The organism is Janthinobacterium sp. NKUCC06_STL (assembly GCF_019345455.1).
Classification (GTDB): Bacteria; Pseudomonadota; Gammaproteobacteria; order Burkholderiales; family Burkholderiaceae_D; genus Janthinobacterium; species Janthinobacterium rivuli.
The window spans coordinates 1,780,319-1,802,503 of sequence record NZ_JAHKQY010000001.1 but is presented as its reverse complement, the minus strand read 5'-3'; the positions used below and the strand labels follow the sequence as shown (position 1 = coordinate 1,802,503).

Below are 22,185 nucleotides of genomic sequence, written 5' to 3'. Positions count from 1 at the left end.
AGGAAGCTCCATGCGCCGTCCCATCGTTCTCGTTCCCGCCTGCCAGCGCCAGCTTGGCAGCCACGCCTGGCACATGGCGCAGGATAAATACCTGCACGCCGTGCTGCGTGGCGCCGGCTGCATGCCGCTGCTGCTGCCCGCCCTGGGCGCGGACGCGGACCTGGAGGCGGCGCTGCACGTCGCCGACGGCGTCATGCTGACCGGCTCCGCCTCGAACGTCGACGCTCGCCTGTATGGCGAAAACATCCTCCATCCCGACCTGCCGCAAGACCCCGCGCGCGACGCCACCACCTTGCCCCTGATCCGCGCCGCGCTGGCGCGCCAGTTGCCCTTGCTGGCCATTTGCCGCGGCTTCCATGAAGTCAACGTGGCCCTGGGCGGCAGCCTGCACCAGGCCGTGCACGCGGTGCCGGGCATGCAGGACCACCGCGAGAACGTGCTCGATCCTTTGGAGCGCCAGTACGCGCCTTCGCACCGCATCAAGCTGATGCCCGACGGCCTGCTGTCACGGTTGCTGGGCGGCGAGAGCGAGATGATGGTCAATTCCCTGCATGGCCAGGGCATCGCCAGGCTGGCCGATGGCTTGCTGGTGGAAGCGCTGGCCGACGACGGCCTGGTGGAAGCGTATAGCGTGGCCAGCGCCGCCGGTTTTACCTTGGCCGTGCAATGGCATCCGGAATGGCAGGTGGAAGACAATCCGCAGGCCATGCGCTTGTTCGGCGCCTTCGGCCAGGCGTGCCGCGATTACCAGGAACAGCTGCATAGAAAGAAAGAATGACAGGCGCACCGCACCAGTATCACGAGGTGTTTGATCAAGACCAGCGAGAGGGAAACATGGCAATACGCGAAAATTTCACTTATACGGACATGGATTTGTGGCTCAATGAAAAGCGCGTCACGGAAATCGAATGCCTGGTCCCCGACTTGACGGGCGTGGCGCGGGGGAAGATCCTGCCGCGCGGGAAATTCACCCAGGAGCGCGGCATGCGCATCCCGGAAGCGGTACTGGGCATGACGGTGACGGGCAATTACCCGGTCGATGATGGCGGCTATGACCGCGCCATTTCCAGCACCGACCGCGACATGATCTTGAAGGCCGACCCCACCACCATCACCATGGTGCCGTGGGCCACGGACCCCACCGCGCAAGTCATCCACGACTGCTATTTTTCCGATGGCGCGCTGGTCGATTTCGCCCCGCGCTCCGTGCTGCGGCGCGTGCTGAAACTGTATGCGGACAAGGGCTGGAAACCCGTGGTGGCGCCGGAGCTGGAGTTCTACCTGACGGCGAAAAACACGGACCCGGACTTGCCACTGAAGCCGCCCATCGGGCGCAGCGGCCGGGCCGAGACGAGCCGCCAGGTCTACAGCATCGATGCCGTCAACGAGTTCGACCCATTGTTCGAGGATATCTACGATTACTGCGAATTGATGAACCTTGACGTCGATACGCTGATCCACGAGATCGGTGCAGGGCAGATGGAAATCAACTTCCTGCACGGCGACCCATTGGGCCTGGCCGACAAGGTGTTTTTCTTCAAGCGCACCTTGCGCGAAGCGGCCTTGAAACACGATATGTACGCCACCTTCATGGCCAAGCCCATGGCGGGCGAACCGGGTTCCGCCATGCACGTGCACCAGAGCGTCGTCGATGCGAAGACGGGCCTGAACATCTTCAGCAACGAGGACGGTTCGGCCGCCCCCATCTTCAAGCATTACATCGCGGGCTTGCAGCGCTACATGCCGTCGGCCATGGCCATCGTCGCACCCTACGTGAATTCCTACCGCCGCATCGTGCGCCACACGGCCGCGCCGATCAATATCCAGTGGGGCCTGGACAACCGCACGGTGGGTTTTCGCGTGCCCGAGTCGGGCGTGCAGGACAGGCGCGTGGAAAACCGCATCATCGGCGCTGACGCGAATCCCTACTTGGCCCTGGCCGTCACCCTGGCTTGCGGCTACCTTGGCATGACGGAGCAGCTGGAGGCGACACCGATGATGGTGGGTAGCGCCTACGACATGAAGTTCGAACTGCCGCAAGGCTTGCCCGAGGCCCTGCAGCTGCTGCGCGCGGAAGACAAGCTGCGCACGGTGCTGGGCGAGCGCTTCATCGACGTGTATGCGGCCATCAAGGACCTGGAGCACCAGGAGTTCATGACGGTCATCAGCCCCTGGGAGCGCGAACACCTGTTACTGCACGTATAAAGGATCATCTATGAGCACATCCAACAATCCGCTGGCGCCAAGCGCCGCCCTGGTTGCGTCCGTGGCGCAGAAAAACGCGGCGCCGCAGGTGTACGATACAAACGCCATCCAGCAGATGGACTCGGCCCACTACCTGCATCCATTCACCGATTTTAAAGATCTGGCAAGCAAGGGCGCGCGCGTGATGGTGCGCGGCGACGGCGTCTATCTGTGGGATAGCCAGGGCAAGAAAATCGTCGACGGCATGTCGGGCCTGTGGTGCGTGAATGTCGGCTATGGCCGCACGTCGATCTCGCAAGCCGTCTACCGGCAGATGGAGACGCTGCCGTTCTATAACAGCTTCTTTGGCACGACCAACGTGCCGGCCGCGCAGCTGGCGGCCAAGCTGGCGCAGATATCGCCGCCGCAGTTCCAGCACGTGTTCTTCACCAGTTCCGGCTCCGAAGGCAACGACACGAATTTGCGCATGGTGCGCCGCTACTGGGATATCCTCGGCTACAAGGAGAGACATACCATCATCAGCCGCCACAACGCCTATCACGGCAGCACGGTGGCGGGAGCGTCCTTGGGCGGCATGGACGGCATGCATGCGCAGGGCGGCATGCCGATACCGGGCATCGCGCATATCGGCCAGCCCAATTACCTGGAGTCGGGCCACGGATTGACTCCCGAGGCATTCGGTGTAAAAGCGGCTGGCTGGCTGGAAGACAAAATCCTGGAAATCGGCGCCGACAAGGTGGCCGCCTTCATCGGCGAACCGGTGCAGGGCGCGGGCGGCGTCATCATCCCGCCATCAACCTACTGGCCCGAGATCCAGCGCATCTGCGACAAATACGGCATTTTGCTGATCGCCGATGAAGTCATCTGCGGCTTTGGCCGCCTGGGGCGCTGGTTTGGCTCCGAACTGTTCGGCATCAAGCCCGACCTGATCACCTTTGCCAAGGGCGTCACCTCGGGCTATGTGCCGCTGGGCGGCGTGCTGGTGGGGGACCGCGTCGCTAAAGTCTTGATTGAACAGGGCGGAGAGTTCACCCACGGATTCACGTATTCCGGCCACCCCGTCGCCTGCGCGGCGGCGCTGGAAAACATCCGCATCATCGAGGAGGAACAGCTGGTGGCCAAGGTGGCCGATGATACGGGGCCGTACCTGCGGCAGTGCTTCGCCAGCCTGGGCGAACACCCGCTGGTCGGCTATGCGGACAGCTGCGGCTTGGTCGCGGGCCTGAACCTGGTGCGCAAGAAGGGCGCCACCGTGCACGAGAACGAGCTGTTCGACGAAAGCCAGGGCGTGGGCATGATCTGCCGCGGTCACATGTTCGACAATGGCGTCATCATGCGCGCCGTGGGCGAGCGCATGATCGTCGCCCCGCCGCTGGTGATGACGCGCGCGCAGATCGATGAAATGGTGGGCCTGATACGGCTGTGCCTGGACAAGACGTATGCGGACGTGAAAGCGAAGGGGTGGGTGTAGGTTTTTGCTGAACCCAAAATCTAAGCGCCGGGGTCGTACCCTGAGGGTACGACTCCAGTCTCTGCTGTTGGGTTTTTATCGACATCTGTACAATTTTTAGACCAGATAAGCGGCAGTTCCGCTAAACTTCCATCCTGGCCGCTCTTTGTAGCGGCCAGTTTTTCATTTTGACACCCACTTACCCAAAGCACCCACATGACGATAGCAACATCCGCCGCGTCGGCCAGCGACGCCCCAGCGCCTTTTTTGCTGATTGATCAACTGGTCAAGGAATTCGATGGCGTGCGCGCCGTCAATGATATTTCCGTGACGATCAACAAGGGCGAGATCTTCGCCTTGCTCGGCAGTTCAGGTTGCGGCAAGTCGACCCTGCTGCGCATGCTGGCGGGCTTCGAGACGCCGACGTCGGGCAGGATCGCCTTGGCTGGCAACAGCATCGTCGATGTGCCGCCGCACCAGCGCCCCATCAACATGATGTTCCAGTCGTACGCGCTGTTCCCGCATCTGTCCGTGTGGGACAACATCGCCTTCGGCCTGCGCCGCGATGGCTTGCCGAAAGCGGAAGTGGCGGCGCGGGTCGAGCAGATGCTGGCGCTGGTGCAGCTGGGCCAATACGCGAAACGCAAGCCGCATCAGCTGTCTGGCGGGCAGCAGCAGCGCGTGGCGCTGGCGCGCAGCCTGGCCAAGCGGCCGCAATTGCTGCTGCTCGACGAGCCGCTCGGCGCGCTCGACAAGAAACTGCGCGAGCGCACGCAGATGGAGCTGGTGAACATCATCGAGCAGGTGGGCGTCACCTGCGTGATGGTCACGCACGACCAGGATGAAGCCATGAGCATGGCCACGCGCATCGCCGTCATGAGCGAAGGGCGCATCCTGCAAGTGGGCGCACCCGGCGAAATCTATGAAACGCCGAACTGCCGTTTTGTCGCCGACTTCATCGGCAGCGTCAACCTGTTCGACGGCCGCATCACGCAGGACGAAGCCGATCACGTGGTGATCGCCACGCCCCATGGCGAGCACTATGTTTCGCACGGCATCACGGGCAACCTGGGCATGGATGTCTCGGTGGCCGTGCGCCCCGAAAAAATCGGCATCCAGATCGCGCCACCCACTTTGGAAGAGCGCGCGTCACCAAAGGAACACGGCTACAACTGCGCCCAGGGCGTGATCGTCGCCATGGCGTATTTTGGCAATGAAACCAGCTACCACGTACGCCTCGACAGCGGCACGGTGGTGAAAGTGTCGCGCACCAACGCGGCCCGCCACGACGCCGCGCGCCTCGAGCGCGAACAGCGCGTGTGGGTGTGGTGGGATGGCGCCGACATCGTCGTGCTGACCAGCTGAGGCCACCATGACGTCCATTCTGCAAATGCTGCGCAACCTGGTGACCTTACGCTGGCTCACTGGCCGCAACGCCGTCATCGCCGTGCCGTCGCTGTTCCTGACGGCCGCCTTTTTGGTACCGTTTCTGATCGTGCTGCGTATCAGCCTGTCCGACATGGACACGGCGGGCAGCCCGTTCGGCGGCTTGCTGTCGTATGTCGACGGCATCGTCGTGCTGAAGGTGAAAATCGCCAATTACCTGTTCATCGCCGCCGATGAACTGTATCTGCTCACCTACCTGAGCTCACTCAAATACGCGGCCATCACCACGGCCATCTGCCTCTTCATCGGCTATCCGTTCGCCTACTTCATGGCGCGTGCCAAACCGTCCATCCGTCCCGTGCTGATGATGCTGGTGATGCTGCCGTTCTGGACCTCGTTCCTGCTGCGCGTGTATGCGTGGAAGGGCATCCTGGCCAACCACGGCTTGCTCAACGACCTGCTGATCGCGCTGGGCATCGTGAGCGAGCCGCTGCACATGATGAACACTTCGTTTTCGCTGGTGGTCGGCATGGTGTACGCCTACCTGCCGTTCATGATTTTGCCCCTGTATGCGAACCTGGTGAAAATGGACATGCGTTTCCTGGAAGCGGCGGCCGACCTGGGCGCCACGCCCCTGCAGGCGTTCTGGCGCATCACGGTGCCCCTGTCGAAATCGGGCATCATCGCCGGCGCCATGCTGGTGTTCATTCCTTCCGTGGGCGAATACGTGATTCCCGAGCTGCTGGGCGGCCCGGAAACCCTGATGATCGGCCGCGTGCTGTGGGATGAATACTTCACCAATAACGATTGGGCCATGGCGTCGTCGGTGACGGTGCTGGTGGTCTTGCTGATCCTCGTGCCGATGGCCATTTTTAACAAATACAAGACGGACCAGGACGCGGAGGAGCGCACATGAACGGACGTACTTTCCTGCAGCGCTGGTTCGGCCGCGGCTGGCTTTCGCTCGGCTATCTATTCCTGTACCTGCCCATCATCGTACTGATCGTCTTCTCGTTCAACAGCTCGCGCCAGGACATGGTGTGGAGCGGCTTCTCGCTGCGCTGGTACAGCGAGTTGATGAGCGATATGGAGATCATCTCGGGTTTTGGTTTGTCGCTGAAGATCGCCTTCATGTCGGCCACCTCGTCCGTCATCCTCGGCACCTTCGCCGCCTTTGCCTTGACCAGCTACCAGCGCTTCCGCGGCCGCACGGTGTTTTCCGCCATGGTCAGCGCGCCTTTGGTGATGCCGGAAGTGATCATCGGCCTGTCCTTGCTGCTGATGCTGGTGTCCATGCAAAAGGTCTTCGGTTTTCCCGAGCGGGGCGTGCTGACCATCTGGCTCGGCCACACCCTGCTGGGCATGGCGTATGCGGCCGTGGTGGTGCAGTCGCGCCTGCAGGAGATGAGTAAATCGCTGGCCGAAGCGGCCATGGACCTGGGCTGCCGTGCGCACCAGGTGTTCTTCCTCGTGACTCTGCCGAACATCACGCAGGCGCTGGCGTCCGCCTGGCTGCTGACGTTTACCCTGTCGCTCGACGACGTGGTGCTGTCCGCTTTCCTGTCCGGCCCCGGCTCGACGACGATGCCGCTGGTGATCTTCTCGCGTGCGCGCCTGGGGCTCGATCCGCGCGTGAACGCCATCGCGGCGCTGACGATACTGGTGGTGACCATCGCCGTCATCGTGTATGCGATGATGCTGGCGCGCGCGGACCGCAGACACCGCAAGCAACTGTCTGCGGCCTATTTGGAAGACTAGAGTAAGCTGGCGTTTTCACCTTGCAGGAGACGACCATGACGGAAAACACCAGCTGGCATGCACGGGCCGCAGCGCTGACGATCGATGGACGCGCAGTTATCAATGGCAAGCGGACAAGTTCCATATCCGGCCAGACTTTCGATAACCTGTCGCCCATCGACGGGCGCTTGCTGGGGCGGGTGGCCCGCTGCGACACTGCCGACGTGGATGCGGCCGTGCAGGCCGCCCGCGCCGCCTTTGACGACCGCCGCTGGGCAGGCAAGTCGCCCGCGCAGCGCAAGCGGATAATGATCAAGTTCGCCGACCTGGTGCAGAAATACGGTCCCGAGCTGGCCCTGCTGGAAACCCTGGACATGGGCAAGCCGATCAAATACAGCCAGAGCGTGGACGTGGGCTCCACGGCCAACTGCCTGCGCTGGTATGGCGAGGCGATCGACAAGGTCTACGATGAAATCGCACCGACACCCGCCAATAGCCTGGCCCTGATCACGCGCGAACCGGTGGGTGTCGTCGCCGCCATCGTGCCGTGGAATTACCCGATGATCATGGCCGCCTGGAAGATCGCGCCCGCCCTCGCGGCCGGCAACAGCGTGATATTGAAACCATCCGAAAAATCGCCGCTGACGGCCTTGCGCCTGGCCGACATCGCGCTGGAAGCGGGCGTGCCGGCGGGCGTCTTCAACGTGCTGCCCGGTTACGGCAACGAGGCCGGCGCCGCGCTGGCGCTGCACATGGATGTTGATTGCATCGGCTTTACGGGTTCCACGCGCACGGGCAAATTGATCGTGCAAATGGCGGGCCAGTCGAACCTGAAACTGGCGTGGACGGAATTGGGCGGCAAGTCCGCCAACATCGTTTGCGCCGATTGCCCGGACCTGGACAAGGCCGTGGCGGCCGCCGTCGGCTCCATCTTTTTCAACCAGGGCGAAAGCTGCAACGCGCCTTCGCGGCTGTTCGTGGAGGAATCGATCAAGGATGAATTTATCGCCAAGGCGCTGGCCATGCTGCCCCGCTTCCAGCCCGGCGACCCGCTCGACGAAGCCACCGTCATGGGCGCCATCGTCGACGCCACGCAGATGCAAACGGTGATGGGCTACATCGCGGCCGGCAAGAACGAAGGCGCGCAATTGCTCGGTGGCGGCGAGGCCGTGCGCCTTGATACGGGTGGCTATTACGTGCAGCCGACCATTTTCGGCGTGGACGCGGGCATGACGATCGCGCGCGAAGAGATCTTCGGCCCTGTGCTTTCCGTGCTGGGCTTTACGGATATCGCCGAGGCGGTACAGCAGGCCAACGCCACGCCGTACGGCTTGCAGGCGGCCGTGTGGACGTCCGACATCTCCAAGGCCATTCAGACGGCGCGCGCCCTGCGCGCGGGCACCGTGCACGTCAACCAGTACGACGGCGACGACATCACCGTGCCGTTCGGCGGCTACAAGCAGTCGGGCAACGGGCGTGACAAGTCATTGCATGCGCTGGACAAGTACACGGAGCTGAAGACGACTTGGATACAGGTGGGCTAGTGTGCGTAGATTATCGCGATGATTAGCTCCTATATGATCTAATTATTGGCAAAAATATGCTAAATTAGGTGTTATAGGGACTATTTTGGGGGCGGTATGGAGTATCATTTTCAAATCTTTCATGAGGAAGTATGGAAAGATTGTGCATTGCTTACCCTGCTCGAACCCGCCGGCGGCAACCCCCGTACTGCCACGCTGTTTGAGTACGACCTCGATTATGCCTTCGAGAAAAAAGTCGAACCCGTATCGCTGCGCTTTCCCGTCACGGCAGATATGCAGAGGTTGGCGCAATGGCCAGCCTTTGTGTTTGACCTGATCCCCCAGGGGAGTGGGCGGGCGTATCTGCTGGGGCAGCTGCAACTGGCGGATGGTCCTGCCGCCGATTTTCCGTTGATGTGCGCCGGTGCCTTCAATCCCATCGGGTGTGTCCGCGTTGCCGAGGCAGTGCAATACTATGAACAGCATCTTGCCCGCCACGAGACCGACACACCCATGCACGGGTTGTCATTGGAAGACATCATTGGCCGCGGCGAGGTATTTCACGAACGCATGCTGGTACACAGCATGCTGGCAGCAGGTAGCCTCGGTGTCCAGGGCGCGGCGCCGAAATATTTGCTGACGACGGACCATGAGGGAATGTGGCATGCGGATGGCGCATTGGCCGACGAGCGCGCGGCAGCGCATTTTATCGTCAAGCGGGCGCGGGGCAAGACCCCGAGCGATGACAAGGTGCTGAGAAATGAAGCGGCCTACATGCGCGTGGCGAGTGCGATGGGCTTGCGCACGGCTGGCGAGCTTCGCTACCAGGAAGATACCCTGTTCATTCCACGCTTTGACCGGATAGTCCGGGATGGCAAGGTACTTCGCCTGCATCAGGAAAGTGCGGCTTCGTTAGCCGGCATCGTTGGATTTGAAGCTTCGCCCAGCCAGTTCGAGCTGTTGCAGGCATTGCGCGCCGTCGTCAGCGACAAGACCACCGAGACCGTTGAATTCCTCAAGCGCGACATATTGAACCTGGCCATGCGCAATACCGACAACCACGCACGCAATACCGCCGTTCAAAAGATCGGTGCCAACGTGCGTCTCACGCCGTTGTTCGATTTTGCGCCCATGTATCTGGACCCGGCAGGCATTGCACGGGCAGCGCGCTGGTACCATCCGGTCAGCAAAAAAGAGCTGCATGCATGGCCTGCCATTCTGGCCGCCATGGATATTGCCGACGTGGAGCGCAATCACATTCAGGTTGAACTTTACCGCTTCGGCCAACGACTCGTCGAGCTGGAGCGGCGCATGCTGCAGGCAGGCGTGGATGATGATATCGTCGCCTTTCTCAGGCCTCACATCGCCACGCAGATCGAACAATTGAGCGCGCTGGGGGAGCACTGAGATGGCGCGCACCCATATCGACAAGGAACAGCTCAGGCAGCGCAGGGCGGTGCTCTACGACGCCATCGCGCGCGGTGAAGTCACGCTCCAGCATGCGGTGAAGGAGATGCGCGCCATCTCGCGCATGACGCAGGCGCAATTTGCGGAACACCGAGGAGTCAGCCTGAAAACCATCAAGGAAATCGAGAACGGCAAGGGCAACCCGACCATCCAGTCGCTGAATCGCATCGGACAGTTTTTTGGACTGGAGGTGGCGTTTGTACGGACAGAAACGCTACGCGAAAAAAAAATCGCCCCGGCAAGTACCGGAGCGATATCGCCTCAATAGGCTAAGTAATCCTCAGGAAATTATTGTGAAATTATGACGAACATAGCCGGATGCTATGCAAGGCGTCCGCCGCGACGCAGTGCGAGCACTGCGAGCGGTGGGCAACGCCGCAGAGTGCCGGTTATGGAAGTCAGAAATCACAATAATTTATGGGGGTTACTTGGATCAGAAGCAGTGTTCCAGCGCCGGGAAGCTGCCATCCTTGACGGCTTTGACGTAGCCGGTGACGGCGTCGTCGATGCTGGCCGCGCCTTCCATGAAGTTGCGCACGAAGCGCGCTTTGCGGCCTGGGAAGACGCCCAGCATGTCGTGCATGACGAGCACCTGGCCCGAGCAGTCGGGACCTGCGCCGATGCCGATGGTCGGAATCGTCAGCATGTCGGTCACTTCCTTGCCCAGTTGCGTCGGCATGGCTTCCATCAGCACGATGGCGGCGCCCGCGTTTTGCAGCACCAGCGCGTCGTTCTTCAGTTCCGCCGCGCTTTCCGTGCTCTTGCCCTGGACTTTATAGCCGCCCAGCTGGTGCACGAATTGCGGCGTCAGGCCGATGTGGGCGCAGATGGGAATGCCACGCTCGGAAAGGAAACGCACGGTCTCGGCCAGCCAGGCGCCGCCTTCGATCTTGATCATGTGCGCGCCAGCCTGCATCAGGATGACGGCGTTGGCATAGGCTGTCTCGGGCGTGCCGTACGCGCCGAACGGCAGGTCGGCAACGATCATGGCGGACTTGCTGCCGCGCGCCACGGAAGCCGTGTGGTAAGCCAGTTCGGCCACGGTGACGGGCAGGGTGGAGCTATGGCCATTGCAGACCATGCCGAGCGAATCGCCGATCAGCAGGATCTCCACGCCGCAGCGGTCCATCAGGGACGCGAAGCTGGCGTCATAGCAGGTCAGCATGGTGATCTTTTCGCCGGCGGCGCGCAGCGTAGCCAGCGTGTGGATGGTCACGGCCTTGTTGGCGACAGGCTTGGATGGCGCCGGCGCCGGTGTGGCGGCCTTGTCTTTTGCGGCCAGATCTGTTCCTTGCAAATAAGCGGACATAGGTATTCTCTAGAGTGAAAGGGGGTGATGCGATTGCGACGCCGCTAGTGTAGTACTTTATGCGGCGTGCTGCAGGGACGGCATTGTAGTGTATGTCTGGCGCAGCGGTTCAGAGCCGGCTGATGGCCTGGTCGGCCACCGTGGCCAGGTAGTCTTGCGCCGGCCCGAGTCCGGGCACGACGATGGCGGGCGCCAGGGCCAAGAGCGGCACCAGCACGAAGGCGCGTTCGGTGAGGCGCGGATGCGGCACCGTCAGGGTGGCGCTGGCGATCTGCTCATCGCCGTACAGCAGCAAGTCCAGGTCCAGGGTGCGCGGGGCGTTGCGGTAGGGCCGTTCGCGCCCGTGCGCCGCCTCGATGGCGTGCAGGGCCAGCAGCAGTTCCTCTGCCGGCAGGGTGGTGCTGATGCGCGCCACGGCGTTGATGTAGTCGTCACCGCTGGAAGCTATGGGCGCCGTGCGGTAGCTGGCCGAGGCGTCCAGCAGCGATGCGCCAGGCAGGCGCGCCAGTCGCGCGATGGCATCGTGCACATTCGCGCGCGCGTCGCCCAGGTTGGCACCGATACCGATGTAAGCAATGACTACCATTATTCGCCGCTGCTGCTGCCGGTGGTCGAACCGCCGCCCGTGCTGGTCTTGCTGCGCGTGCTGCGGCGTGGCGGACGCTTTTTCTTGACGGCGCCCGGTGCGGCATTGGCGCTGACGAGCAGCGCTTCGCGCGTTTCCTCGTCGCCTTCATAAAAGGCCGTCCACCATTCGCCGATGTCCATGTCGATCTCGCCCGAGGCGCAGCGCAGCAGCAGGAAGTCGTAGCCGGCGCGGAAGCGCAGGTGCTCGAGCAGTTTGTACGGCGCCTTGCCGACACGGCGCTCGAAGCGCGGCTGCATCGACCAGATGTCGCGCATGTCGGAGCCGATCTTGCGCTGCAAGGCCAGTTTTTCCGTTTGCGAATCGAGCACGTCGTCGGCCGCCAGGTGCAGCGCGGGAATGGTCGACTCGCCGGCGGCGCGGTAAGCCGTCCATTTTTCCAGTACTTGGTGCCACAGCAGCGAGGCAAACAAAAAGCCTGGCGAGACGGTCTTGCCGGCCGCGATGCGCTGGTCCGTGGCGTCCAGTGCCAGGGTGACGAATTTCGCGCCCAGCGGCTGCTCCAGCACCACGTCGAGCAGCGGCAGCAGGCCGTGATGCAAGCCTTCCTTGCGCAGCTGCTGCAGGCAGGCCAGCGCGTGGCCGCTCATCAGCAGTTTCAGCATCTCGTCGAACACGCGCGGGGCGGGCACGTTGTTGATCAGCGGCGCCATGATGGGGATCGGCGCGGCCGTGTGCGGCTCGATGGTGAATTTCAGCTTGGCGGCGAAGCGCACCACGCGCAGCATGCGCACGGGGTCTTCGCGGTAGCGCTCTTCCGGTTTGCCGATCATGCGCAGGGTCTGGGCGCGGATGTCTTCCACGCCGCCGTGGTAGTCGAGCACTTCCTGCGTGGCCGGGTTGTAGTACATGGCGTTGATGGTGAAGTCGCGGCGCAGCGCGTCTTCGTGCTGCAAGCCGAAGGTGTTGTCGCGCAGGACGCGGCCATGTTCATCCTTCGGCGCGGAGTCGGCGCCGGCGCCGCGGAAGGTCGTCACTTCCAGCAAGTCCTGGCCGAACATCACGTGCACGATCTGGAAGCGCTTGCCGATGATGAAGGCGCGGCGGAACAGGCGCTTGACCTGTTCCGGCGTGGCGTTGGTGGCGATGTCGAAGTCTTTCGGTTTCACGCCCAGCAGCAGGTCGCGCACGGCGCCGCCGACGACAAAGGCCTCGAAGCCCGCTTCCTGCAGGCTGCTGGTGACGCGGATGGCATTCGACGACACCAGTTTCGGGTCGATTCCGTGTTGCGCAGGACCGAGCACGATGGGTGCCGTGGTGTCGCGCGCTGCCTCTTTTTTAACGCCGAGGATCTTGCGGATGAATTTTTTAATCATTGAATAAGTGAAGTGATGGCCAGCCGTGGAGGGATGCGTGTGCGCTCAAAGCGGTATTGGGGTTGGTCGCGACAGGGTGGGTCACGACCGACAGCAGGGGAATGTCGTTGTGCGAATCGCTGTAAAAATAGCTGCGCTCGAACTGCCCCAGTTCCTTGCCCATCTTTTCCAGCCAGGCGTGGGTGTGGGTCAGCTTGCCCGCGCCCAGGGTCGGCGTACCAACCAGCTTGCCCGTGACATTGCCTGCGTCGTCATACTCGGGCATGGCGGCCAGCAAGTGCTCGACGCCCAGCGCATCGGCGATGGGTTTGGTGATGAAATGGTTGGTCGCAGTGACGATGGCCAGCAGGTCGCCCGCGTCCTGGTGCTGCTTCAGCAGGGCCACGACTTCCGGGCGGATGGCCGGCATGACCACTTCAGCCATGAATTGCCGGTGCAGCGCTTCGAGGCGTTCGCGCGGGAATTGCGCCAGGGTGCCGAGGGAAAATTCCAGGTATTCCACCGGGTCGAGCGTGCCGGCCTGGTATTGCGCGAAAAATTCGTCGTTGCGGCGGGTGAATTCGGCGGCGTCCACGGCACCGATGCGTACCAGGAATTCGCCCCACTCGTGATCCGAGTCGATGGGCAGCAGGGTGTGGTCGAGGTCAAACAGGGCCAGATTCATCATTCTTTCGCTTCCGCCTGCAGCAACTCGCGCAACAATGGCAAGGTGATTGGGCGTTGGGTTTCAAGGGAGTAGAGGTCGAGAGAGTCCAGCATTGTCGACAGCGAACGCATGTCGCGCCGGAAATGGGACAGCAGATAGGGTAACACGCCGGGCGACAAGGTCAAGCCGCGGGTGGTGGCCGCCTGGGTCAGGGCGGCGATTTTTTCATCGTCGGTCAAGCCGTGGATCTGGTAGATCAGGCCCCAGCCCATGCGCGTGCGCAAGTCTTCGCGCACGGGCAGCACGGCCGGTGGCACGGCGCCGCTGCACACCATATAGGCCTTGTTGGCGCGGATTTCATTGAACAGGGCAAAGGCGTCGATCTGCGCCAGCGGCGACAGTTTTTCGCAGTCGTCGAGCAGGTACAGGTCGACGTCGGGCGAATACACGAATTCGGACTCGATCGAGAATGGCGAAATATAGCGCGCGCGCTCGGTGCTGGCCAGGGCCTTGAGCAGGTGGCTCTTGCCGGCGGCCAGTTCGCCCCACAAGTAGGCAAAATGTTCGCGCGACGTGCGCGCGGCGAACTGGCGCATCAGCTGCGCCACTTCGGCATTCTGTCCCACCTCGAAGGTATCGAGGCTGTGCGCCTGGTCTGTGCCTAAATCGAGCACCAGTTGTTTCATGGCGTACGCCTTGTCCTGTTTTTCATTACTGCATGTGCATCGTGGTATTGCTAGGTTGATATGATATCCGCTTTTACTAGGTATTATAGAAGCTGCTGGAGAGGTAGTGGCGTCTTAGATGCTTAAAAGCGACCATCAGCACGGCAGAAGCGGGTAAAGCGAGCAAAACGCCGACGAAACCGAACAATTGTCCGAAAGCCAATAAGGCGAAGATCACGGCCAGCGGATTTAAACCGATGCGCTCGCCCACCAGGCGCGGCGTGAGGAAAAAGCCTTCGATGACCTGGCCGCAGCCGTAGATGACGGCCACGGCGATGACGCCGCTCCAGTCGGCAAACTGCAGCAGGGCGGCGATCAGGGCCAGCATCAGTCCCAGGCCGAAGCCCAGGTAGGGGATGAATACCAGCAAGCCCGTGATGATGCCCACAGGCAATGCCACTTCAAAACCGGCTATGGCCAGCGCCACCGAGTAGTACGTGGCCAGCACCAGCATGACGAGCAACTGGCCGCGCAGGTATTGCGCCAGCAAGGTGTCGACTTCCTGCGCCATGCCCACCGTGCGGCCGACCCAGCGGCGCGGCACGGCGCCGGCGATGCGCGCCAGCATCGGGTGCCAGTCCAGCAACAAATAAAACAGCACGACGGGAATGAGCACCACGGTGGCCAGCCAGCCCAGCACGGCCGTGCCGCCGATGCGCGCCGAGGCCAGCACCGTGCTCCAGATTTCATCGCCGCTGGTGGCCATCTGCTGGCTCAGCATGCGTTTGATGCCCGTGCCATCCAGGCGCACGCGGATGCCGAGGTCGCGCAGTTTCGGCGCCAGGAATTCGTTCGCCTTGCTGAGAAATTGGGGGATTTGCGCCTGCAACAAGGGGATTTCCTTCTGCAACACGGGCACGACGATCAGCACGAGCGCCGTAATGGCGAGGAAAAACAACACTACGACGACCAGCACGGCCAGCGGACGGGGCACGTAAAAACGCTTGTAATGCAGGCGCTGCAAGCGGTCCACGCCGGGATTGAGCACATAGGCGAGGATGGCGGCGGCCAGGAAGGGCGTCAGGATGGGACCGAGGCTGACGAGCAGCAGCAAAAATGCCAGCCAGACCGCGATCCAAAATGCTGTTTGCTTCTGCTCGGCGGTGATGGCGAATGGCATGTAGTTTGTGCTGTTGCGTTAAAAAAAGGCAGTTAATTACGAAATGGCGGGGCAGTTTGATAAAATAGCGACTTGATCGACCGAATTCACCCGCTGGCGTCCTGCCGTACGATGTTGAAAAACATGCTTGCGCGCGCGTGCCGGCGGGTATCCGCCTTCTATTTTACCGCCTCCGCTGCCACCACACCATGAACCAGACTTCTAATGTTTCCCTTTCCTACCGTGACGCTGGCGTCGATATCGACGCAGGCGACGCTTTAGTCGAAGCAATCAAGCCGTTTGCCAAGCGCACCCTGCGCGAAGGCGTGATGGGCGGCCTGGGCGGTTTTGGCGCCATGTTTGAAATCAGCAAGAAGTACAAGGAACCAGTGCTGGTCTCCGGCACCGACGGCGTCGGCACCAAATTGCGCCTGGCGTTCGAACTGAACCGCCATGACACGGTCGGCATCGACCTGGTCGCCATGAGCGTCAACGATATCCTGGTGCAAGGCGCCGAGCCCCTGTTCTTCCTCGACTACTTCGCTTGCGGCAAGCTGGACGTGGCCATCGCCACCGACGTCATCAAGGGCATCGCCCAGGGTTGCGAACAAGCCGGTTGCGCGCTGATCGGCGGCGAAACGGCGGAAATGCCGAGCATGTACCCGGCCGGCGAATACGACCTGGCAGGTTTTGCCGTCGGCGCCGTGGAAAAATCGAAAATCATCGACGGCACCAAGATCGCCCCGGGCGACGTGGTGCTGGGCCTGGCCTCGTCGGGCGTGCACTCGAACGGTTACTCGCTGGTGCGCAAGATCATCGAAGTGGCGAAACCTGACCTGGAAGGCGACTTCCACGGCCGTAAACTGGCCGACGTGCTGATGCAGCCGACGCGCATCTACGTCAAGCCGCTGCTGGCGCTGATGGATGCCATGGAAGTCAAGGGCATGGTGCACATCACCGGTGGCGGCCTGGTGGAAAACATCCCGCGCGTGCTGCAGCCTGGCCTGGTGGCCGAGCTGGACTCGAAGGCATGGACCATGCCGCCACTGTTCACGTGGCTGCAACAGCACGGCGGCGTGGCTGACGCCGAAATGCATCGCGTCTTCAACTGCGGCATTGGCATGACCGTCATCGTCTCGCAGGAAAACGCGGATGCCGCCATCGCCCAGCTGCAAGCGGCTGGCGAAACCGTCTCGCGCATCGGCACCATCCGCGCCCGCGTGGGTGACGAGCACCAGACCATCGTGATCTAAGTTATCACACGCATAGAAAAGGCAGGCACTCGCGAGAGGCCTGCTTTTTTTACGTCCGCAGGTCTTACCTTGCGTGCGCCGGCTTCATGCGGCCATCCGGCTGCGAGCCTCCTTTTCCGATCATGGCCACGCTGACGGCCGAGATGAGGGAGGCGAACAGGATGTAGCCGACGATGTGCCACGGCTCGCCATTGCCCGTTTTTAGCAGGTAGGTGGCGATGATGGGTGTCAGGCCGCTGGCGAAGATGCCGGAGAACTGGTACACGAAGGAGATGCCCGTGTAGCGCACCTTGGCGTCGAACAGGTCGCAGAACAGGGCTGCTTCCGGGCCGTACACGGCCGAATACAGCACGCCCAGCGGGATGATCACGGAACACCACAGCAGCAGCGGATTGTCGGCGTGGTGGAGCATGATCCAGAAGGCGGGAATCGACGACACGCCCGTGATCAGCGAGCCCCAGAAAAACACCTTGGTACGGCCGATGCGGTCCGACAGGCGGCCGAAGAAGGGTATGCAGAAGCACATCACGACGGCCGACGCCATCACGCCCATCAGCGCTTCCGTGCGATCGATCTTGATGGTGTTGGTCAGATAGGTGATGGAAAACACGCCGAAGATATTGAAGAACACGCCGTCGATATAGCGCGCACCCATGCCCTTCAAGACATTGCCGGGATAGCGTTTCAGCAGGTCGAAGAACGGGATTTGCGTCTCCGCGTTCTTCTCCTTGACGGCCTGGAACTCGGGCGTTTCCATCACGTTCAAGCGTATCCACATGCCGATGAAGACGAGGGCGGCCGACAGGATGAAGGCGACGCGCCAGCCCCAGGACAGGAACTGCGCATCGCTCAAGCTGTAGGAGAGGATGGCCACCACGCCGGAAGCGAGGCACAGGCCGATGGCCAGGCCGATCTGCGGCAGGCTGGCGTAGAAACCGCGCTCCTTCGGCGGTGCATATTCATACGCCATCAGTACGGCGCCGCCCCATTCGCCACCGAGGCCGATACCTTGCAGCACGCGCAGGAACAGCAGCAGGCCAGGCGCCCAGTAGCCGATGTGCTCATACGTCGGCAGCACGCCGATCAGGAAGGTGGAGACGCCCATGATCATCAGGGTCATCACCAGCATGCTCTTGCGGCCGATCTTGTCGCCGAAGTGGCCGAAGATCACGCCGCCGATGGGGCGCGACAGAAAGCCCACGGCGAAGGTGCCGTAGGCCAGCATGGTCGAGACGAGCGGATCGCCGCCCGGGAAATACAGCTTGCTGAACACGATGCCGGCCACGACGCCGTATAAAAAGAAGTCGTACCACTCGATGGTGGCGCCGATCACGCTGGCCATCACGACTTTCCGTAGCTCTTTGGCCTTTTTCGGATGGTTCGTATTGTTATCCATAATATCTAGTCTCCAATCGATATCGATTATGTGTTTTTTTCTGATGCTTGGCTTGTCGCCGAGTCATTGGAGGCGGGGCCGTCTGCCCGCCGCTGGCATCCTCCTTTGAGAACGAAATGGGGGCGAGTCAGGCTGCCTTGGGCAGGCGCACGGCGTCGGCCAGGATCATGTCGGCCGCTTTTTCGGCGATCATGATGGTGGGTGCGTTCGTATTGCCCGAGACGATTTCCGGCATGATCGACGCGTCGACCACGCGCAGGTGCTGCAGGCCGTGCACGCGCAGGCGGTCGTCGACGACGGCCATGGCGTCATGCCCCATCTTGCAGGTGCCGCTGGGGTGGTAGATCGACTGGCTGAAGCGCCGCGCCGCGTCCAGCAGTTCCTCGTCCGTTTCGAACTGCGGGCCGGGCACGAACTCGGAAATGATGTGCGGCGCCAGCGACGGGGCGGCGGCGATTTTTCTCGCCACGCGCAGGGCGGCAATCGCCGTTTTCTGGTCGCGCGGGTCGGACAGATAGTTCGGGTAGATGCCCGGATAGGCAAATGGATCGGCGGACTTGATCGACACGTGGCCGCGGCTGTGCGGGCGCAGCTGGCACACGGACGATGTAAAGGCGGAAAACGGATGCGCGCCTTCGCCCGGCTTGTCGGCGCTCAGCGGCTGCATGTGGAACTGGATGTCGGGCCGCTCCACCTCGGGCGAGGAGCGGGTAAACACCGTCACCTGGCTGGCCGCCAGGGTCAAAGGTCCCGAGCGGGAAAATACATATTGCATGCCCACCCACAGCTTGCCCCACAGGCTGTTGACTTCATCGTTCAGGGTTTTCAATCGCGTCTTGAAGACGAGGCGGATTTGCAGATGGTCTTGCAGGTTCTGTCCCACGCCGGGCAAGTCGTGCACCAGCGGCACGCCCACTTCATCGAGCAGGGCGCGCGGTCCGACGCCCGAGCATTGCAGGATTTGCGGCGAGCCGATGGCGCCCGCGCATAAAATCACTTCACCGCTGGCGCGCGCCTGGCGCAGCTGGCCATCCTGCCGGAATTCGATGCCGACGGCGCGCTTGCCCTCAAACAGCACGCGGGTGATTTGCGCGCGCACTTCCACGCGCAGGTTGGCGCGCTTGCGGGCGGGCCGCAGGAAGGCTTTCGCCGTGCTCCAGCGCAAGCCCTTGCTGGCCGTCTGCTGGAAGTAGCCGACGCCTTCCTGCGTGGCGCCGTTGTAATCGGCATTGAAGGGGATGCCGCTTTCCGTGGCGCCGGCAATGAAGTGTTCCGCGATGGGACGGCGCAGGCGCAGGTCCGACACTTTCAATGGACCGCCGACGCCGTGGTAATCGCTGGCGCCGCGTTCCTGGTCTTCCGATTTCTTGAAATAGGGCAGCACTTCGGCATAGCTCCAGCCTGCATTGCCCAGCTCGGCCCAGCGGTCGTAGTCTTCCTTCTGGCCCCGTACGTACAGCAAGCCGTTGAGCGAGCTGGAGCCGCCCAGCACCTTGCCGCGTGGCCATTGCAGCTGGCGCCCCGCGATGCCGGCGTCCGCTTCCGTGCGGTAGCACCAGTCCAGCTTTGGATCGTGCATGGTCTTGAAATAGCCGACCGGTACGTGTATCCACGGATTGTTGTCCTTGCCGCCCGCTTCCAGCAGCAATACCTGGTTGTTGCTGTCATGCGACAGCCGGTTGGCCAGCACGCAGCCGGCGGAACCGGCGCCGACAACGATGTAATCATAGTGTGTTTGCAACATTGCTCTTGTCTCCTGCGTTGCGGTATCTAACTGCCTCGGCGGGCATTTTTTGCGATACACTGGTCTTTATTGGTTATTTTTTGGAACGTCTGGTTCCATTTATAAAAGACGTGCAGCACCGGGACAAGCGGAAACAGCCGCATACGCGAGAGGTGAAACAGAACATGCATGATGCGTTTCAAAAACGGCCGGGTGAGGCCGAAGAAGGCAACCAAGCGGGTGCTGGCACGGCGGCCAGTCATGGCGACGAGGCGCGGGGCTTGCGTGTGCTGCGCCTGATTGAGCACCTGGCCAGCGCCAGCCAGCCCTTGACCCTGTCGCAGCTGGCTACGCGCATGCAGGTGCCCAAGGCCAGCATGATGCGCTTGCTCGATACCCTGGAACAGCATGGCTATGTGCTGCGCACGCCCGTGGGACGCGGCTATGTGCCCGGCGCGGCATCCACCAACCTGGCGCTGGCGACCCTGCGCAACAATGCCCTGATCCGCGTGAGCCGCAGCATCCTGGGCAGCCTGGTGGCGGTCACGGGCGAGACGTGCAACCTGGCCATTCCCGAGGGCAATGCGATCGTCTACGTGGACCGCGTGGAAACGCAGGAACCGCTGCGCCTGCACCTGGTGCTGGGTTCGCGCGCGCCCATGCATTGCACGGCCAGCGGAAAATTATTTCTGGCGCACATGACCCTGCTGGAGCGGCGCGAATTGCTGGCCATGCTGGGCCTGGAAGAGCGCACGCCGAAAAGCATCACGGATCCCGCGCTGCTGGAGCGCGAGATCGTGCGCATCGCCCGCCTGGGCATCGGCATTGATGACGAGGAATTCGTGCACGGCATGGTGGCCGTCGCCGTGCCCATTTGCGCGGCCGACGGGCGCATCGTGGCGGCCGTGGCCTGCCACGCGCCTGTGGCGCGCAAGTCCGTGGAGCAACTGCTGCAACACGTGCCGCAGTTAAAAGAAGCGGCCGTCAAGCTGCGGCCGCTATTGCTAGCGGAAAACAGCTAAGGTTTCAAGACCTTCGCTACTTTTGCGGCGCGCAGACGGAAGGCATCGGGCATGCCCGAACCCAGCAGCGGGCGCAGATATAACCTGAAAGCATCGGTGACGTCCGTGCCGCTGGCGCTGATGAATTCGTCTTCCATGGTGCGGGTCTTGCCCGCGACCTCGGTGAGCGGCAGCAATTCATAATCGACGGAATAAAAGCCCGTACGCTTGATGGCAACAGAGCCGTCACGGTCGCCCCACATGGCGAACTGCACCGCCTTCTCGCCCACTTCGCGCGCTTCGCGTTGATCGACATCAGAGACGCAGCCGATGAAGGAGCGCTGCAGATAGCCGAAGGTATCGCCGCGCACGCGCTTGATGCCGAGCCTGGCCTTGATTTCGTCGCACAGCAGGTCGGCCAGCGCGCCCGTGCCGGACAATTGCACATTGCCGTGCGCATCGCGTTCGACCTCATTGCCCACCTGTTTGGCCAGCAGGCTGGCGATCGGTTCGCCCGAAGCGTCGTGGATGCCTTCCGACACGGCGATCACGCAGCGGCCATATTTTTCATAGGTCGCCTTCACGTCGGCAAGGAAGTTGTCGAGCACGAAGACTCGCTCGGGCAGGTAGAGCAGGTGCGGGCCATCGTCGGGGAACTTCTTGCCCAGCGCCGAGGCGGCCGTCAAGAAGCCCGCGTGGCGGCCCATCACCACGCCCACGTACACGCCGGGCAAGGCCGCGTTGTCGAGGTTGGCGCCGGCGAACGCTTGTGCGACGAAACGCGCGGCCGAGGGAAAGCCGGGCGTGTGGTCGCTGCCCACCAGGTCGTTGTCGATGGTCTTCGGGATGTGGATGCAGCGCAGCGGATAGCCGGCCTTGTGCGCTTCCTCGCTGACGATGCGCACCGTGTCGGACGAGTCATTGCCGCCGATATAAAAGAAATGTTCGATCTCGTGCGCGCGCAGCACTTCGAAGATTTGCTGGCAGTAGGCAATGTCGGGCTTGTCGCGCGTGGAACCGAGGGCCGAGGACGGCGTGGCGGCCACCAGTTCCAGGTTGTGGCTGGTTTCCTGCGTCAGATCGACGAATTCTTCATTGACGATGCCGCGCACGCCATGCAGCGCGCCATACACGCGCGTGACATGCTGAAAGCGCCGCGATTCGAGCACCACGCCCACCAGCGACTGGTTGATGACGGCGGTCGGGCCGCCTCCCTGGGCAACAAGAATTTTTCCAGACGGCATGGGATTTCCTCGTAAATGGAACGGCCCTCCAGCCTACTCCTTTTTTGCCGCGGCGCTGT

General features: G+C 62.2%; 20 protein-coding genes. 11 read left to right on the top strand and 9 right to left on the bottom strand.

Annotation, left to right across the window (positions count from 1 at the left end; all coding sequences use genetic code 11):
- The first annotated feature begins 10 nt into the window (after nucleotides 1–10).
- From KO539_RS08185 to KO539_RS08145, 9 genes are all read left to right on the top strand, one after another.
- Entirely contained in the window at nucleotides 11–778 is a 768-nt protein-coding gene (locus tag KO539_RS08185; RefSeq protein WP_219308317.1) for a gamma-glutamyl-gamma-aminobutyrate hydrolase family protein, read from the top strand.
- 56 nt (nucleotides 779–834) lie between these two features.
- A complete protein-coding gene (locus KO539_RS08180; RefSeq protein ID WP_099376355.1) occupies nucleotides 835–2,205 on the top strand; it encodes a glutamine synthetase family protein in 1,371 nt (456 codons plus the stop codon).
- Nucleotides 2,206–2,215: 10 nt separating this feature from the next.
- Nucleotides 2,216–3,676: an aspartate aminotransferase family protein gene (locus KO539_RS08175; RefSeq protein ID WP_219308316.1), complete on the top strand. Its 1,461-nt coding sequence runs from the start codon at nucleotides 2,216–2,218 to the stop codon at nucleotides 3,674–3,676.
- Nucleotides 3,677–3,871: 195 nt separating this feature from the next.
- Nucleotides 3,872–5,020: an ABC transporter ATP-binding protein gene (locus KO539_RS08170; RefSeq protein ID WP_219308315.1), complete on the top strand. Its 1,149-nt coding sequence runs from the start codon at nucleotides 3,872–3,874 to the stop codon at nucleotides 5,018–5,020.
- A gap of 7 nt (nucleotides 5,021–5,027) precedes the next feature.
- A complete protein-coding gene (locus KO539_RS08165) occupies nucleotides 5,028–5,957 on the top strand; it encodes an ABC transporter permease subunit (protein WP_219308314.1) in 930 nt (309 codons plus the stop codon).
- Nucleotides 5,954–6,799: an ABC transporter permease gene (locus tag KO539_RS08160; protein WP_219308313.1), complete on the top strand. Its 846-nt coding sequence runs from the start codon at nucleotides 5,954–5,956 to the stop codon at nucleotides 6,797–6,799. Before KO539_RS08165 ends, KO539_RS08160 begins: the two co-directional genes overlap by 4 nt.
- Nucleotides 6,800–6,834: 35 nt before the next feature.
- Nucleotides 6,835–8,322, top strand: a complete 1,488-nt coding sequence (locus KO539_RS08155) for an aldehyde dehydrogenase (RefSeq protein ID WP_219308312.1) — start codon at nucleotides 6,835–6,837, stop codon at nucleotides 8,320–8,322.
- A gap of 96 nt (nucleotides 8,323–8,418) precedes the next feature.
- Nucleotides 8,419–9,708, top strand: coding sequence for a type II toxin-antitoxin system HipA family toxin (locus KO539_RS08150; RefSeq protein ID WP_219308311.1), 1,290 nt, complete (start codon nucleotides 8,419–8,421; stop codon nucleotides 9,706–9,708).
- A gap of 1 nt (nucleotide 9,709) precedes the next feature.
- Entirely contained in the window at nucleotides 9,710–10,036 is a 327-nt protein-coding gene (locus tag KO539_RS08145; RefSeq protein ID WP_035822549.1) for a helix-turn-helix transcriptional regulator, read from the top strand.
- Nucleotides 10,037–10,201: 165 nt separating this feature from the next.
- On the opposite strand, the gene panB is transcribed toward KO539_RS08145, so the two are convergent.
- The 6 genes from panB to KO539_RS08115 form a co-directional block, all read right to left on the bottom strand.
- Nucleotides 10,202–11,077 (bottom strand): 3-methyl-2-oxobutanoate hydroxymethyltransferase, encoded by an 876-nt coding sequence (panB, locus tag KO539_RS08140; protein ID WP_176388229.1) that lies wholly within the window; start codon nucleotides 11,075–11,077, stop codon nucleotides 10,202–10,204.
- Between the two features lie 109 nt (nucleotides 11,078–11,186).
- A complete protein-coding gene (gene folK, locus KO539_RS08135) occupies nucleotides 11,187–11,663 on the bottom strand; it encodes a 2-amino-4-hydroxy-6-hydroxymethyldihydropteridine diphosphokinase (RefSeq protein ID WP_219308310.1) in 477 nt (158 codons plus the stop codon).
- Nucleotides 11,663–13,039 carry a polynucleotide adenylyltransferase PcnB gene (gene pcnB / locus KO539_RS08130; protein ID WP_099401752.1) on the bottom strand — a complete coding sequence of 459 codons (1,377 nt, stop codon included), beginning with the start codon at nucleotides 13,037–13,039 and terminating at the stop codon, nucleotides 11,663–11,665. The genes folK and pcnB overlap by 1 nt, the downstream gene beginning before the upstream one ends.
- Nucleotides 13,032–13,703 carry an HAD family phosphatase gene (locus tag KO539_RS08125; RefSeq protein WP_035828308.1) on the bottom strand — a complete coding sequence of 224 codons (672 nt, stop codon included), beginning with the start codon at nucleotides 13,701–13,703 and terminating at the stop codon, nucleotides 13,032–13,034. The genes pcnB and KO539_RS08125 overlap by 8 nt, the downstream gene beginning before the upstream one ends.
- Complete coding sequence (gene hda, locus KO539_RS08120) at nucleotides 13,703–14,371, bottom strand: DnaA regulatory inactivator Hda (protein WP_034788687.1); 669 nt, start codon at nucleotides 14,369–14,371, stop codon at nucleotides 13,703–13,705. The genes KO539_RS08125 and hda overlap by 1 nt, the downstream gene beginning before the upstream one ends.
- A 76-nt stretch (nucleotides 14,372–14,447) precedes the next feature.
- The gene (locus tag KO539_RS08115) at nucleotides 14,448–15,530 is read right to left on the bottom strand and encodes an AI-2E family transporter (RefSeq protein ID WP_034746048.1); all 1,083 of its coding nucleotides are present in this window, start codon (nucleotides 15,528–15,530) and stop codon (nucleotides 14,448–14,450) included.
- A 188-nt stretch (nucleotides 15,531–15,718) separates the two neighbouring features.
- Here KO539_RS08115 and purM point away from each other — a divergent pair, with 188 nt between their 5' ends.
- A complete protein-coding gene (gene purM / locus KO539_RS08110) occupies nucleotides 15,719–16,762 on the top strand; it encodes a phosphoribosylformylglycinamidine cyclo-ligase (protein WP_034788683.1) in 1,044 nt (347 codons plus the stop codon).
- A 64-nt stretch (nucleotides 16,763–16,826) separates the two neighbouring features.
- On the opposite strand, the gene KO539_RS08105 is transcribed toward purM, so the two are convergent.
- Nucleotides 16,827–18,158: an MFS transporter gene (locus KO539_RS08105; protein WP_219308308.1), complete on the bottom strand. Its 1,332-nt coding sequence runs from the start codon at nucleotides 18,156–18,158 to the stop codon at nucleotides 16,827–16,829.
- A gap of 127 nt (nucleotides 18,159–18,285) precedes the next feature.
- Nucleotides 18,286–19,902 (bottom strand): GMC family oxidoreductase, encoded by a 1,617-nt coding sequence (locus tag KO539_RS08100; RefSeq protein WP_219308306.1) that lies wholly within the window; start codon nucleotides 19,900–19,902, stop codon nucleotides 18,286–18,288.
- 164 nt (nucleotides 19,903–20,066) lie between these two features.
- Between KO539_RS08100 and KO539_RS08095 the strand changes: the two genes are divergently transcribed.
- Complete coding sequence (locus KO539_RS08095) at nucleotides 20,067–20,903, top strand: IclR family transcriptional regulator (protein WP_219308304.1); 837 nt, start codon at nucleotides 20,067–20,069, stop codon at nucleotides 20,901–20,903.
- Here the strand turns inward: KO539_RS08095 and KO539_RS08090 are convergent.
- Nucleotides 20,900–22,126 (bottom strand): 6-phosphofructokinase, encoded by a 1,227-nt coding sequence (locus KO539_RS08090; protein ID WP_219308302.1) that lies wholly within the window; start codon nucleotides 22,124–22,126, stop codon nucleotides 20,900–20,902. The two genes, KO539_RS08095 and KO539_RS08090, sit on opposite strands and share 4 nt — an antisense overlap.
- Nucleotides 22,127–22,185: the final 59 nt, after the last annotated feature.